General features: G+C 53.9%; 14 protein-coding genes. 6 read left to right on the forward strand and 8 right to left on the reverse strand.

From position 1 onward, the window contains the following. Nucleotides 1–307 precede the first annotated feature (307 nt). The 5 genes from maiA to phhA all read right to left on the reverse strand — a co-directional run bounded on the left by maiA (nt 308) and on the right by phhA (nt 5,305). Entirely contained in the window at nt 308–967 is a 660-nt protein-coding gene (gene maiA, locus E1N14_RS14410; protein WP_025010900.1) for a maleylacetoacetate isomerase, read from the reverse strand. A gap of 165 nt (nt 968–1,132) precedes the next feature. Then, entirely contained in the window at nt 1,133–2,122 is a 990-nt protein-coding gene (locus tag E1N14_RS14415; protein WP_025010901.1) for a fumarylacetoacetate hydrolase family protein, read from the reverse strand. Between the two features lie 261 nt (nt 2,123–2,383). After that, nucleotides 2,384–3,922 (reverse strand): transcriptional regulator TyrR, encoded by a 1,539-nt coding sequence (gene tyrR / locus E1N14_RS14420; RefSeq protein WP_025010902.1) that lies wholly within the window; start codon nt 3,920–3,922, stop codon nt 2,384–2,386. Nucleotides 3,923–4,120: 198 nt separating this feature from the next. Continuing rightward, nucleotides 4,121–4,459: a 4a-hydroxytetrahydrobiopterin dehydratase gene (locus tag E1N14_RS14425; protein ID WP_025010903.1), complete on the reverse strand. Its 339-nt coding sequence runs from the start codon at nt 4,457–4,459 to the stop codon at nt 4,121–4,123. A gap of 54 nt (nt 4,460–4,513) precedes the next feature. Next, complete coding sequence (gene phhA, locus E1N14_RS14430; protein WP_025010904.1) at nt 4,514–5,305, reverse strand: phenylalanine 4-monooxygenase; 792 nt, start codon at nt 5,303–5,305, stop codon at nt 4,514–4,516. Nucleotides 5,306–5,591: 286 nt separating this feature from the next. Here phhA and galU point away from each other — a divergent pair, with 286 nt between their 5' ends. The 6 genes from galU to E1N14_RS14460 all read left to right on the forward strand — a co-directional run bounded on the left by galU (nt 5,592) and on the right by E1N14_RS14460 (nt 12,200). Further along, nucleotides 5,592–6,503, forward strand: a complete 912-nt coding sequence (gene galU, locus E1N14_RS14435; RefSeq protein ID WP_025010905.1) for a UTP--glucose-1-phosphate uridylyltransferase GalU — start codon at nt 5,592–5,594, stop codon at nt 6,501–6,503. Then, on the forward strand, nt 6,500–7,513 hold the full coding sequence (gene galE / locus E1N14_RS14440; RefSeq protein WP_025010906.1) for a UDP-glucose 4-epimerase GalE: 1,014 nt from the start codon (nt 6,500–6,502) through the stop codon (nt 7,511–7,513). The genes galU and galE overlap by 4 nt, the downstream gene beginning before the upstream one ends. Nucleotides 7,514–7,515: 2 nt before the next feature. After that, entirely contained in the window at nt 7,516–7,995 is a 480-nt protein-coding gene (gene napF, locus E1N14_RS14445) for a ferredoxin-type protein NapF (RefSeq protein ID WP_025010907.1), read from the forward strand. 117 nt (nt 7,996–8,112) lie between these two features. After that, nucleotides 8,113–8,517, forward strand: a complete 405-nt coding sequence (locus E1N14_RS14450; protein ID WP_025010908.1) for a bactofilin family protein — start codon at nt 8,113–8,115, stop codon at nt 8,515–8,517. 154 nt (nt 8,518–8,671) lie between these two features. After that, entirely contained in the window at nt 8,672–9,646 is a 975-nt protein-coding gene (locus E1N14_RS14455) for a LysR family transcriptional regulator (protein WP_062793924.1), read from the forward strand. 286 nt (nt 9,647–9,932) lie between these two features. Further along, entirely contained in the window at nt 9,933–12,200 is a 2,268-nt protein-coding gene (locus E1N14_RS14460) for an OmcA/MtrC family decaheme c-type cytochrome (RefSeq protein ID WP_025010909.1), read from the forward strand. A 106-nt stretch (nt 12,201–12,306) separates the two neighbouring features. Here E1N14_RS14460 and E1N14_RS14465 read toward each other — a convergent pair whose 3' ends face one another. The 3 genes from E1N14_RS14465 to mak all read right to left on the reverse strand — a co-directional run bounded on the left by E1N14_RS14465 (nt 12,307) and on the right by mak (nt 14,928). Next, the gene (locus tag E1N14_RS14465; RefSeq protein ID WP_025010910.1) at nt 12,307–12,981 is read right to left on the reverse strand and encodes a DUF2982 domain-containing protein; all 675 of its coding nucleotides are present in this window, start codon (nt 12,979–12,981) and stop codon (nt 12,307–12,309) included. A gap of 68 nt (nt 12,982–13,049) precedes the next feature. Beyond that, the gene (locus E1N14_RS14470) at nt 13,050–13,829 is read right to left on the reverse strand and encodes a YdcF family protein (RefSeq protein ID WP_025010911.1); all 780 of its coding nucleotides are present in this window, start codon (nt 13,827–13,829) and stop codon (nt 13,050–13,052) included. Between the two features lie 196 nt (nt 13,830–14,025). Next, nucleotides 14,026–14,928 carry a fructokinase gene (mak, locus tag E1N14_RS14475; RefSeq protein ID WP_025010912.1) on the reverse strand — a complete coding sequence of 301 codons (903 nt, stop codon included), beginning with the start codon at nt 14,926–14,928 and terminating at the stop codon, nt 14,026–14,028. Between the last annotated feature and the right edge of the window lie 25 nt (nt 14,929–14,953).

Below are 14,953 nucleotides of genomic sequence, written 5' to 3' on the forward strand. Positions count from 1 at the left end.
AAAAACAACAAGCAGGAAAAATCCTACATATGATACGAAATACGTTATTTGAGGTATTTTATAAAAGACTAAATAAAGAAATGGTAAGCCTATAAATCTAAAAACAATTTCCTATATAAGCCAGATCGCAAATGTAATAAAAACAGCATATTGTTTAAACAATTAGTTACAAATTGCTGAGCAGATTTTATTTTCAAAAGCCTGTTATTAACAGAAAGGTATCATTTTATAAGAGAGGTTTTTCAAGCGCGGGGTATTTTTAAGGTTATTTTATAGTCACCGCATAGATGACTATAAAATAATAAAACTACTGGGCATCTGGTTGATTTTCAGGTGCTGCATCAATAAAGGCCGGCAGAGTCAGGCACTCATCATTAATACGACATATATTGGGATAAGGAGACAAATCGATATTAAAACGCTTAGCATTATAAACTTGGGGAACCAGACAGATATCCACCAGGCTGACCTGGTCGCCGAAACAATACCGGCCCGAGTACTGCTGCAGCTGTTGCTCCAATGCACCAAAGCCCTGTTCGACCCAGTGGCGATACCAATCATTCTTGGCCGCGTCATCCAACTTGAGCGTCCCGGTCAGATACTGCAACACCCGCAAGTTGTTCAAAGGATGGATCTCACAGGCAATCCCCATCGCCATGGCCCTGACCAGCGCCCGCTGCTCAATATCACCCGGCAACAGCGCCTCACCGCCAAAGGCTTCATCCAAATATTCAATGATCGCCAGCGATTGGGACAACACCAACTCGGCGCGCTCGTCGGTTTCATCCGTCACCACCAAAGCCGGTACCAACTCCTGCGGGTTAAGCGCCTTGAAAGCAGCCTGATGCTGCTCGCCGCCATTGCGCACCAGATGAACCGAGAGCTGCTCGGCGCAAAGCCCCTTGAGGTTGAGCGCAATTCGCACCCGATAAGCGGCGCTGGAGCGCCAGTAACCATATAATTTCAACATAAGTTGTTCTCCCAAAGCTCGCTAACCTTAGATTGCGACTCCGCCTTGGTGACGCTTTATCCAAAGCCTTAACGCTGACACATTCGAAAGCAATACCAAGCCGGTATAAAAACCAACGGGGCTTCATCTTTATTGAGAGCCCCGTTTTGTTATCGAGTTATTTTACTCGGCTATATACTCAACTACCTGCTGATCTATCGTGCCGAAGATGCTGTGCCCGGCATCATCCAGCATTTCGATTCTGACCCTGTCTCCAAAGCCCATAAATGGCGTCACCGCCTTGCCCTCGGCAATCACTTCCAGCATGCGCTTTTCGGCCAAACAGCTGGAACCTGCGCTTCTGTCATAGTTGGAAATGGTGCCCGAGCCTATGATGGCACCGGCACCCAGGGGGCGGGTCTTGGTGACATGGGCGATCAGCTCGGCAAAGTTGAAGGTCATATCCACCCCTGCATTGGGCTTGCCGAACAGTTCGTTGTTCAGATGGGTGATCAGCGGCAGGTGAACCCTGGTATCCTGCCATTTATCCCCCAGCTCATCCGGTGTGATTGCCACCGGCGAAAAACTGCTGGAAGGTTTGGACTGGAAAAAGCCAAAGCCCTTGGCCAACTCGGCCGGGATCAGGTTACGCAGCGACACATCGTTAACCAGCATCAACAGCTTGATGTGAGAGGCGGCGTTTTCAGCACTCACGCCCATGGGTACATCATCTGTAACCACGGCAATTTCCGATTCGAAGTCTATGCCCCAATCTTCGCTTGCCAGCGGGATATCGGCTCTGGGAGCGATAAAACTGTCTGAACCGCCCTGATAGACCAGGGGATCTGTCCAGAAAGACTCCGGCATTTCGGCGCCGCGGGCCTTACGTACCAGCTCAACATGATTGACATAAGCGCTGCCGTCGGCCCACTGGTAAGCGCGGGGAAAAGGTGACAAACAACGGCTCTCGTCAAAGTCCTGGGTGTTATCCAACATGCCGGCATTCAGGGCATCGGAAAGCTCTCTGAGCTGAGGTTCCAGCAGTGACCAACTGTCAAGCAATTGCTGCATGGTCTGGGCTATGGCGGGGACAGCCACTGTCTTCTTCAAATCCCGGCTGACCAACATGAGTTGACCATCGCGGCGTCCATTGTCATATGTCGCTAATTTCATACCTGCTCCTTCCTGTCTCTGCCCGGATTAATGGTTTTCATCAGGCTATGTGCCCGGCTCAATCCGTTTCTGTTATCCCGCCAGTAATACCTCATGCCGCAGGCAATGAAAACTCTGTGACTCACTTCACATTTAGCCCGCACGGGAATGAGTTTGTAAACTTTCACTGACGCTTGCCATCAGCAAGCGCCGGCAAAGGCTTTGCGCTCAAAGATAGCCTAAATTTCAGCCGTTCCGGCGGCAAATCCGCTTTACAGGGCTTCAGCGCTTCTTGCTGATCTCATACTCCCTGAGTTTATTGGCAATGGCGGTGTGGGATACCCCCAACTTTTTCGCCAACTGGCGGGTACTGGGGTACGCCGGATAGAGACGCCGCAGCAAACCGGCTTCAAACTGTTTCATGGCCTGATCCAAGGTGCCTTCAAACTCCTTGTCGAAATAGCCAAAACCTTCGGCATAGGAAGGCAGCTTCAACTGTTCTATGGTCAATTCGGCCGAACCGTCCCACATGGATACCGCTCTGAACACGGCGTTTTTCAGTTGCCGCACGTTACCGGGCCAGGCATAGGTCAACAGGTGATCGCGGCAGGACGCAGAGATCCGCCGCACCGGGCTGGAAAGCTGCTGGCTGTAGTGTTCAAGGAACATTTCCGTCAGCGGGATAATATCGACCCTGCGTTCACGTAGCGCCGGCATATGGAAACTCAGTACGTGAATTCGGTAGTAGAGATCTTCACGGAACTCACCGGTCTGACAAAGCTCCGCCAAATTCTTCTGGGTCGAGCAGATGATACGGACATCGGCGCGCACCTCTACATCGCCGCCGATACGGCGGAAACTGCCATCCTGCAGCAAGCGCAACAATTTAACCTGAGCGGCCTTGGACATCTCGGCAATTTCATCGAGGAAGACGGTGCCCCCCTTGGCTTCTTCGAAGAAACCCCGCTTAACCACTTCCCCCTTACTGACATAACCAAACAGCTCCTCTTCTGCGGCACTGTCGGGCATGGCGGCGCAGTTGATGGCAATAAAGGGTTTCTCCCGCCGCATGCTGGCATCGTGACAAGCCCTGGCCATCAGCTCTTTGCCTGTGCCGGTTTCTCCGGTGATCAGCAAAGGCGCATCCAGCTGTGCCATACGCTTGGCCTGCTTGAGTACCTCTTTCATCTTGTCGCTGACGGCCAGCACGGAATCAAAGCCACTGCTCTGGCTCTGCAGCGCGTTGAACTGTTTGCCCACCCGCGCAGGTGACTTGAGTGCCACCACGGCGCCGGCGAGAATACTCTTGTCGTTTTCATCCGGCAGATAAATGGGCAGCATCTCGGCCAGATACTCGTTGCTGCCAATAGCAACCCGGGTGGCCTGCGCCAACACCTTGGGCTCACTGAGCCAGCGACCAAAATTGAAGCCTTGCACCCAGTGATTGAGGGATTCATCTATTACTTCATGTTCGGCCATTTCCAGAATAAGCAAGGCCGACTCGTTGACGATACGAATACGTCCCTTACCGTCGAGGGAAAACACGGCATCCGGCAGGGTTTTCAATAGGGTTTTGAGGGCGTAATGCTCCTGCTCCGAGGGCATAAAGGAAACGGTTCTGACGTCGTGCACCCCTTCCACCTTACGGATTTGGGGCATCAACTCACTCAAGGTCTCAAAGCCGACCTCGGCAAACTGCAAATATAAGAATCCCTTGTTGCTGGCGTCGATAGCGATAAGGTTAATCCCGTATCGCTCCAGCACCATTAAAATATCCTTGGCTAAACCAACGCGATCCTGACAACTGACTTCCAAGCGCATAACTGTCATTCCCTTTTATAATTCAGATTCTTTGGGATTATCGCCTGCATGAAGAGGTCGGCAGGCGATGTAAAAATGCGCCCTATACGTTAGAAGGTTCTGACACAAGTGGCAAGCTCGCTTTACAGCGGATTTGTAACAAAGGGAAAGGATTCAGTGTGAAGAGACAATCAACACACTGAATATATTAGGAAAAGATTAATCCAGCAACTGGTCTGTCTTGGCAGCCATGATAAAGTCGTTACGGTGCAACCCCTTAATGGAATGCGACCACCAGGTCACAGTCACCTTGCCCCATTCGGTCAGGATCCCCGGGTGGTGAAACTCTTCTTCAGCCAAGTCCGCCAGCTTGTTGCTAAAGGCCATTGCCTGCCGGAAATTTTTAAACTTGTAAACCCGCTCCAGCTGCATGATGCCATCGCGCACCTGTACGCCCCAATCCGGGATCATCCGAATAAGCTCGGCAAGCTCGGCATCTGTCACCTTGGGAGCATCGGCGCGGCATGCTTCGCACTTCATATTGGCCAGTTCAGTCATAACATCTCCTTGAAAGTGGCCAGCATGCTTGCACGCAGGCCATTACCGCCAGTATCAGCTGGCTTTGGGTTGAAATTTGGGGGTAAAGAGTCCCAGTCGTTTGGCTTGGGTAATCGCCTTCATAATGTCCATGCGGGCGATTTCATCCAGAAAATCAATATGTTCTATCTCGTAATAGATGGGCTGCATAATGTCTATCCGATAAGGAGTGCGCAACACATCCAGCAATTCAAAGGGTCTGCGCTCCGGTGTGTCGCTGAAGGCGTACAGCGTCTCGCCCGGCGAGCTCAAAATGCCGCCACCGTAAATTCTCAGGCCGTCAGTCTGGGTACGCAGCAAACCAAACTCCACGGTAAACCAGTAAAGACGCGCCAAAAAGACCCTGTCTTCCTTGCTGGCATCAAGCCCCAGCTGACCATAAATATGGGAGAAATGAGCAAAGGCCGGGTTGGTCAACAAGGGACAATGACCGAAAATCTCATGGAAGATATCCGGCTCCTGCAGATAATCAAACTCCTCCCTGCTGCGGATAAAAGTTGCCACCGGAAACTCTTTGTTGGCTAGGAGTTCAAAGAAGCGCCCGAATGAGATAAGCGCCGGTACCGCCGCCGTCTTCCAGCCCGTGGTGTCCTGCAACACGGTATCCAGCTCACCCAGTTGCGGGATCCTGTCTTTGGGCAAGTCCAACGCCTTGAGTCCCTGCATGTATTCGTCACAGGCACGTCCCGGCAAGTTGTGTTCCTGACGGGCATACAGCTCCTGCCAGATGGCGTGCTCGTCCTGCGGGTAATCTATTCGGCCATCACTGCCCGGGTGACGGGCCACATATTGAGTTGCTTTACTCATAGTCCATACTCACTGCCTGAATCGTTTCTGATTTCATGTTCACTCAAGGCCGCACTTTTGTTAACCAGGTCACACTTTATTTCCGGCGACCAGTGAAGAAAATTTGTAAAGATTGAGTTACAAATTGGTATTTAACTCTGTGAGCTCAGAAGCTTATTTTTGTGCTCCAAACAGGCTTTTTTGCATATTCCCAGCGAAATTAGCCCTTTTTGCAAATGGCTTTTCGGTGCCACTGCATTACAATAGGGGCTGTTTTATCCCGAGCACCCAAGGTATCTGAATGCCGATAAAATCGACCACCATCCGCAAGGCGGTAATTCCCGTTGCGGGTCTTGGCACCCGAATGCTGCCGGCCACCAAGGCCATTCCAAAAGAGATGCTGCCGGTAGTAGATAAACCCTTGATCCAATATGTTGTCAGCGAAGCCATTGCCGCCGGCATCAAGGAAATCGTGCTGGTTACCCACGCCAGTAAAAACTCCATTGAAAACCATTTCGATACCAGTTTTGAACTGGAAGCCCAGCTTGAGCGCCGGGTAAAGCGGCAACTGCTCAATGAAGTACAGTCTATCTGTCCGCAAAATGTCACTGTTATCAGCGTCCGCCAGGCTCAGGCCAAAGGGCTGGGACACGCCATTCTCTGTGCCCGTCCGGTAGTAGGTGATGAGCCGTTCGCCGTGCTGCTGCCGGACGTGTTGATAGACGATGCCGCCAGCGATCTTTCCCGCGATAATCTGGCCGAAATGGTCAGCCTGTTCGACCGCACAGGAACCGGGCAGATAATGGTGGAAGGTGTGCCTCACGAGAAGGTAGACCAATACGGAATAGCCGATGTCAACGGCCACGATCTCAAGCCGGGCGAATCCCAGCCGCTTATCAAACTGGTTGAAAAACCGGATGTCGACGAAGCCCCCTCTAACTTGGCTGTAGTGGGCCGCTATGTGCTACCTGCCGCCATTTGGCCCTTGCTTGGCAAGACGCCGGCCGGTGCCGGTGATGAAATCCAGCTCACGGATGCCATTGCCATGTTGATGCAAAGCCAGCAGGTCAACGCTTACTACATGCGTGGCAAGAGCCATGACTGTGGCAACAAGTTGGGTTATATGCAGGCAACGGTGGAACATGCATTGCGCCACCCCGAGCTTGGACGTGAATTTGCCGCCTATCTGGGCGATTTGGTTAAAGGAAGTAAAGCATGACAATTTTGGTCACCGGTGGAGCCGGGTATATTGGCACCCACACTCTGGTTGAACTTCTGGCCGCGGGCAAAGAGGTTGTGGTGATAGACAACCTGAGCAATTCAAGTGTCGAAGCCTTGGCCAGAGTCGAAGAGATCAGCGGCAAGAGCGTGCTCTTTTATCAAGGCGATATTCTCAACAAGGCATTCCTGCAGAAAGTCTTCAGTGACCACAGCTTCGAAGCCGTTATTCACTTCGCCGGCCTTAAGGCGGTGGGTGAATCCGTCGCCCAGCCGCTCAGATACTATGAAAATAATGTCACCGGCACCCTTATTCTGTGCCAGGTGATGAAAGAATATGGCGTTCGCAACCTGGTATTCAGCTCATCGGCCACAGTTTACGGCGATCCCGCCAGTCTGCCGATCACCGAGGCCTTCCCCACCGGCGCCACCAACCCTTATGGTCAGTCCAAACTGATGGTGGAACATATTCTGGCGGATCTGGCCGCGGCCGATGCCAGCTGGAACATCGCCCGCTTGCGTTATTTCAACCCGGTCGGCGCCCACAAGAGCGGCCGCATCGGTGAAGATCCCAACGATATCCCCAACAATCTGATGCCCTTTATCGCCCAGGTTGCCGTCGGCAAGCGCGATAAACTCAGCGTATTCGGCAATGACTACCCCACGGTAGACGGCACAGGTGTGCGTGACTATATCCATGTAGTTGACCTTGCCATAGGCCACCTCAAGGCACTGGATAAACTCGCTACCAATCCGGGCCTGGTCACCTATAATCTGGGAACAGGCCAGGGCTACAGCGTACTTGAGATGGTCAAAGCCTTTGAGAAAGCCTGCAACAAGGCGATCCCCTTCGAGTTTGCCCCGCGTCGTCCCGGCGATATCGCCGCCTGTTATGCCGACCCTACCCATGCTACCAAAGAGCTGGGCTGGAAGGCTGAGCACAGCCTGCAGGATATGGCCGACTCCAGCTGGAACTGGCAATCCAACAATCCTAACGGTTACAAGGGTTAGTCATGGATCTATCCCGCAGACATCTGTTCAGTCGCCGCAAGAGTAATGTGGTCAGGCCGCCCTGGAGTAAACCGGAAGCGGAATTTATCGACGCCTGTACTCGCTGCGGCGCTTGTGTGGATGCCTGCGAGACCCAAGTGCTTATCAAGGGGGATGGCGGCTTTCCGGAGCTTAACTTCCAGCGCGCCGAATGCAGCTTTTGCCAAGCCTGTGTCACCAGCTGTGCAGAGCCGGTATTCAGGCCTCTTAGCGAAGCGCCTTGGCGGCTTATAGCCCAATTTGCCGACAACTGCCTCGCCCGCCAGGGTATTGTCTGCCAAAGCTGCAAGGATGCCTGCGACGAGCGGGCGATCCGCTTTCCGCCCCTTTTAGGGGCTACCGCTCTACCTGTACTGGATGCTGAGCGCTGCAGCGGCTGCGGCGCCTGCGTTGCCCCCTGCCCCGCCTCTGCCATCAAGCTGGTAGAGCCAGACCCCGCTTGACTTCCCATCCGGGAGCCAAAAATCTGACTCCCACAGCGCCAAATTTTAGTGGTTTTGTTCTTTTTCAATAACGGGTAACATCGGGCCTTCCCTGAGAAAAAACTCTTAAAAAGCATTATGTTTGGTAAAAGCAAAAAAACGACGGGGCTCACATATATTGCCCAGGGCAGCAAAATCACCGGTGAGAGTCACTTCGATGGCGAGACTCTGGTTGGCGGTGCCATTTATGGAAAAATCAACGCCGAAAGCAAGCTGACCATAGAAGCCAACGGCTTGGTTGATGGCGAACTCACCTGCCAGGAGCTCAAGGTCTCCGGACTGTTTCGCGGTAAGCTCTGCTGTGAAAAACTGACCATCTGCGGCACAGGGACTGTCGAAGGTGAAGTGGCCAGTAAGTCGATGGAGATCTTCGAAGGTGGCCAATTTATCGGCATGAGAGTCAAAGAAGAGGTCAATCTGCTGAAACAGCTGGGTAATGACAGCGAAACGGCTACCGAGTTGAGGCTGCAAACCCAGGAATGAGTTTAAAGTATGGGATCCTGCAACAGGATCTCCATCACACTTTGTTCACAAAATATACAAAAGCAGCACAGAATGGTGCTCAGTCACAGTAATGCGCTGCTCGGAGAGCTAACATCTACCCCCTAAGTGGTATAAGGCCGCGGGATGGATGTAAGTGACGAGTCGATTACTCAAGCAGTTGTGCGAATTGGATATCTTTACTCTCATGGTGTTCAAGAACATCTATGAGACAGGGCATGCCAACTGTACGGCTAGAGATTTGGCGGTTTCCGCCCCCAAGGTCAGTCGCTGTTTGGCCGCGCTCAGGCTGGCCTTTGATGACGAGCTTTTCTATCGCCGCCAGCAAAAGCTCAAGCCTACCCCACTGGCCGAAAGCCTGTATCAGCCCGTCTGTGATTTCATTCACTCAGTGCATCGGCTGGAGCAACAGGTTCATCAGAGCCGTCAGCCCTCGAACGACATCTGTATCCATATTGCCGTGGCGCATGGACTGCTTTCCGCACTGGCGATGAAATTGGGGCTGAAAAACATTCAACAGCAGTTGGGTCAGGTCAGGCTCTACCCCTGGCAGGACGACTCGGCAGAGAAGATTCACCGTGGGCAACTGGATTTGGGGATCTGTCTCGAACACCCTGAGCAGTTGGATCTCATTCTGAGTTCACTTGGGCAGACCATGGGCGTATGTGTGGTCAGCCGAGAAGATCATCCCCTGTGGCAGAGATCGCCGGCCATCACCCTCGAAGATATCAGCCAATACACCTTCGTTTACTTGACCATCAAGGGCTTCAACGAACGCATGGATCCCATGGAGCTCTTCTGTCAGCAAGAAGGCATACCCCTATCCCAGGTGTATGCCGTACACGACAGAGAAGAATGGCACGCTCACCTGCTTACCATGGGCAGTGTAGCCTTCAGCACTCCCAACGAAATGGCGCTTATCAAGGGCATGCCGGGTTTGCGGGTGCAACATCTGCCCGAAACCGAGGTGGCCAAACTCCACCGGGCATTTTCGCTGCCAAGCTACTCCTTGGTGGAAAAAGCCCCCAGCTACCGCCGCTACTCCGAGCAACAAAGAAAGCAGTTGCTGGCTCTGGTCACTCAAGAACTCTACCCCAAGGCCGAGTATTGAAAACTAAGTCAGGTCCTGTGCCTGACCCCTTTACTCGCACCAGCACCGACACCCTTCGCCCACCTCTCAAAAGCCGCTGACCGCTTTGTCCCTGGTATGGGTTTTCTGCCCTGTAGATTCGGCAATTTCAAAAACTGAAATTATCCATTTCACCATCAGTTATTTCTTTATCAATTTTTTAACCCTCAATTCACAAATAAAACAATAAGTCAAAACTACTACTTTAGATGTATGTATATTCAAGTTACTGCACAAGCAGTACCCATAATTTGAATAAAGGGACGCTATGATGAAAAACCATAATAAGTCATTACTGGCGCTGGCTCTGACCAGTCTATTGTGCCTTACCGCATGCGGGGACGGTGAGGACGGAAAAGACGGAGCCCCCGGTGAACCTGGCATACCAGGCGAACCCGGACAGCCAGGAGCCCCCGCAGGTTCAGGTACTTCCACCATTATCAGTGCCGGCGATGTCAGTTTCGAGATAGTGCCGGCCGACAACACACTGGCAGGCGGCGAAGCCTTCGCCCTCAAGTTCAAGGCCTCGGCCACCAACAGCTCAGGGGAGCGAGTCCCTCTGACGGGCCTGGATCAGGTCGCCCTCTACTCTATTACCGCCATGAGCAATGACTCGGGCAGCGGTGCGCCGCTGCAATGGGTCAATAATGCCACGGCTCAGGAACTGGGCAGCTCCATGTATTGCACCCTGGATGGCACCTATAGCTCCAGAGGTCAGACTGGCGATGCCTGTCTTCTAGTTGAAGATCCGGCCGAGCCAGGTACCTATACCGGCACTTGGGAACATGACGGGGTCGCCCCCATTATGAATGCCAACGACAACCTCAGCGCACCTCATCGCTTGTTCCTGCGCGCCTATAACCTCAAGGATGCCAGCGGCGCAGCGGTTGCAGACAAGGTGCTCTCTACGCCGCTGGATTATATTCCGGCATCCGGCGAGCTGGTTGAAGCCACAGGTAAAGATACGGTAACAGATGCCGCCTGTATCGCCTGCCACGGCGAAGTCGAAGGCCGTATCGCCAAGATAAACGCACACCACAACTACCAAAGCACTGAGAAGTGCGTTGCCTGCCACAACCCGGCTCTGGTACCGGACGAAGCCCAAAAAGCCGAAGGTTGGGTATTTGATTTCGGCCCCATGGTTCACAGGCTGCATGCCGGCCATCACATCGCAAGTTTCCTCTCCGGTGAAGCCAAAGAGTACTTCGGTGAAATCGGCTTCCCGGCAGAACTCAACAACTGCGCCAGTTGCCACAACAACGGTGACTCCTGGAACGCCAATATCTACCGCGAAGCCTGTGTCGGCTGCCATATCAATGTCAACTTTGAAACCGGCGTAGGCCACTCTGACTTCAACCTGGCCCAGACCGACGACAGTCAATGTCAGTCCTGTCATGGCAGCGGAGCACTCAGCCCTATGCAGGCTCACAAGGTGGGTAAACGAGCTGAATATGCCGAGCTGTTGACCGTTGAGTTCACCTCTGCCACTGCTGCGGCTTCTACCACGGCGGGCAATAAACTGGTCACCATCACAGCCAATGTCAGCTTCAATGGTCAACCACTGACTGACGCAGCTCAACTGGCGGTGCTCAACAAAGACGCCACTCTGATGGGTAATGTGGATGCCAAGGGTGAAGTCACCCGCTGGGGCAGCAGGCCCGGTCTTGCCAGCGGCAGCGCCGCCAATGGCGTGCTGACCCTGACTGCTGATGTACCGGAAACTCAGGCGATGGGCACCATTTACGTCGGTACCGAGGCCAACTTCTGTGTCGATAACTCAGGTAAGATAGCCGCCTGTGCCGAAGGCATGCCCTTCGATGCCGGTAATCCGATTGGCGCCACTTCAAGCGTTAAGTTCTATAACCTTGACGGTGGTGATGCAGTAACAGCCCGCTTTGCCATTGCTGAGCGGATGAGCGCCAGTGAAGCCAAGTGTAATGCCTGTCACGGCACCCTGGACTACATCAAGGGTACCCGCCACGGCACCTACACCTTCGATCAGTGTATGGACTGCCATAACAACAGCTATTACGGCTCCTATCACGGCACCTCCGAGTACAACACAGGTAATCTGGATGCCGATGGCAATCCTATATTTGCTGAAGTACCCGAGCTCTTGTATGCCAACCGGGATCTGATGACAGTTGCCCACCGCTTCCACAGTGGTAACTGGGGTGAAGCCGCCATCTTCCGTGACGCTTCAGGCGAGCTGCACGGCTACCCAGGTGTGGAAACCGAATGTTCCGCCTGCCACAAAGACGAGACACCGCTGTTCGCCGCCGATGGTGGCCTGACATCCGCCAAGCGTGCAATCAAGATTTCGGCTACCGAGTATATCTCTCCGGTTGCGGAATCCTGCCGTACCTGTCACGCTCACTCTGACGCGGCCGCTCTGGCCCACTTCAAGAGCAATGGTGCCTTCGTTGCCGGTGATGCTGCCACAGACGCCAACCTGCCGGTTGAGTCCTGTGCCACCTGTCACGCCGAAGGCAAGACCTATGGCGTAGATAAGGTACACGCAGGGGGTGCTCACTAGTACCGTACCTTGAGGGCTGTCCCTGCAAGGCCCTCCCTCAACTCTGCAACAACAAGGGGACCCAACCGGGTCCCCTTGCCTTTTCTCAACTTACTCAAGCCAGAAATTACAACTCAGTATCCGATAACCTCTGCTGCCACAGTTGCCGCAGTTTACGAACAAAGCTCTCCGGCGGTTGATCCAAAGCATCCACGGGAATATAGAGGTGATAGCCCAAGTACTTGTCCAGCGTCAGGCAGCGGCGGCCAAACATGGCCAAAACGCCTCTGTAACGCTCATCATTGACCGTCAGGGTTTCAAACTCGGCGCTGAGTGCCGCTTCCAGTGTTTGCAGCTCTTCATCCTGGGCGGCAGCTGTCATCAGCAAGGGCCGCTGCTCCGACAAGAGCCCGGTCGCCAACCTGGGTGAAATGGCATCCAGCAGCGGATTGATACGTTTGAGCTTGAGCCCGACATAGGGCAGCGTCAGTTGCTCCATACCTTGGGTGACTCTGGGCTGATCCAGCCGCTGAATATTATCCCAGGCCACAAACAAGCTGCCGCGGCGATGAAAGAATCTCAGCCCTTCTGCGCTGAATTCAAGACTGACATGGGGCTCGAGCTGCTTGGCAATTCCCAGCACCAATGACACGGCCCCGAGGGCGAAACAAACCAGTCCGGGCGCAAACATCCAGGGCCAACCGATAAACAGCACCAAACCCAGGACAACGCCCAGCCCTCCGGCCAGGGTCAGTGTAATGCCATTGCGCTTGCTGCCCGGCCTTATTGTGATAGTTTCCATAACGCTTTTGCTCTATTGTCAGCGGCTTGTCAGCCGTTTATTCATTTCATGACCAGGGTTCAGAACCATTAGCGGCCGGTAACAGTCAACCAGGCCAATCCCAGATACTCGTGCAGCGCCTTTTGTGATTTATCCAGATTGGATGTGGTCAGGCGCCACCAGTGATCGCGCCTAAGCAGAAAGTCGGTCGGTGCCGCCTGAGGCTCAAGCCCGGTCGAGCGGAATATTCGCATCGCCCTTGGCATATGGCTGGCGGAAGTGACCAGGATCAGTTGTCTGCCACCCAAGGCATCTATTCCTTTATCGTCTGTGCCGGCACCGAAGGCCTGCCGCAACGCCAGGGCTTCCTCTATGGTATCGCGGGCCGACTCCAGCATTAGAATTCGCGATGGCTCGGCCCCCAACTCGATGGCGGCCTCGGCCATGCGCCGGGCATGACTCTGCTGCTCAAGGCCGCCGCTCCAACCACTGACCGCCAGCAGGCAATCTTTGCTGTTGGCCGCCTTGAGTTGCGCCACCCCTTCACTGAGACGCTCAAGCGCCGTTGCCGACAACATATGTCGCGCGAGTCCGCCAACCTGATCATCATGGCCAGAACCCAGTACCATCACCACACAGGAGCGCGCCGGTGCAGCGGTATAAAGTGGATACTGACGCTCAAGCCCCGCAAGCAGCGTGTTGCTGCCGATAGAGCTGGAAAGCAGCAGCACCCAAGTGATGGCAAAAACCACCAGGGCGCGCGCTACTCCCGGCCTGCGACGGATATAAAAGCAAGCCAGCAGCAGAGTGACCAAGGTTAGAGGAATGGGCATAAAGAATTGAGAGAGGATTTTTTTCAGCCAGAACACGCTTGATATCCGAAGGTTGGCAAAAGTAGCCATAGCTTACAGAAGCGTTACTCGGCTGACCAGTGATTGGCGAAGGGCTATAGGCTCACTCGCCCCAATACATGTTCGAGTGCTTTTCACTTTTGTCTAAAGTGCCTAGAGTGTCTAAAGTGTCTCAGTCGAATACCTGTAACACGGCCCGGGCACCTCGCCAAACTCAGTCCTGGCCCCACAGCCAAGCGGCGCCGCGTACCCCGGAGGAGCAGCCGTAGTGATTGGGCAACACAGGAGTTCGGCACTCGCCGCCGACCACATAGCGCTTGAGTCTATCCGGCAATGCCGGATAGATGGCCTGCACATTGGACATACCGCCGCCGAGTACTATGGCGTCCGGATCCAGCAGATTGATCACATGGGCCAGAGAGCGGGCCAGACGGTCAAGATAGCGCTCAAAGGCCGCGCTAGCCTCGGCATCCCCCTGCTCCAGCAATGCCATCACCTCGGCGCCCGAGCTGAGCTGCGCCCCAGCGGCCTGGTTATAGTCGCGGACAAACCCTGTTCCCGAAATAAAGGTTTCGATGCAGTCATGCTTGCCGCAAAAACACTCAGTGCTGTTGAACTCCTCGGCGCGTATCCAGGGCAAGGGATTATGGCCCCACTCACCACCTATGCCATTGCCCCCCTGATGCACCCTGCCATTGATGGCAATGCCGGCACCGCAGCCTGTGCCTATGATCACCCCGAACACCACCTCTTTGCCTGCGGCGGCGCCATCCAGCGCCTCGGAGACCGCAAAACAGTTGGCGTCATTGGCAACCCGCACTTTGCGCCCCAGGTGCTGCTCGAGCTCTCTATCGAGCGGATGACCATTTAACCAAGTGGAGTTGGCGTTTTTCACCAAACCGGAAAAGGGCGAGATCACCCCGGGAATACCAATGCCGATGGTTCCTGTCATTTCCAGCTGCGTTTCGGCTTCATCGACCAAGGCACAGATGGCCTCAATGGTCGCCTGATAGTCTCTGGGGGTGGCAATTCGCTTGCGAAACAGCTCACTCCCTTCGCCACTCAGAGCCACCAATTCAATCTTTGTGCCGCCCAAATCAACGCCGATACGCATCATGCTTTCAACTCCGGTGTTTATATCT

This window comes from Shewanella algae, assembly GCF_009183365.2.
GTDB lineage: Bacteria > Pseudomonadota > Gammaproteobacteria > Enterobacterales > Shewanellaceae > Shewanella > Shewanella algae.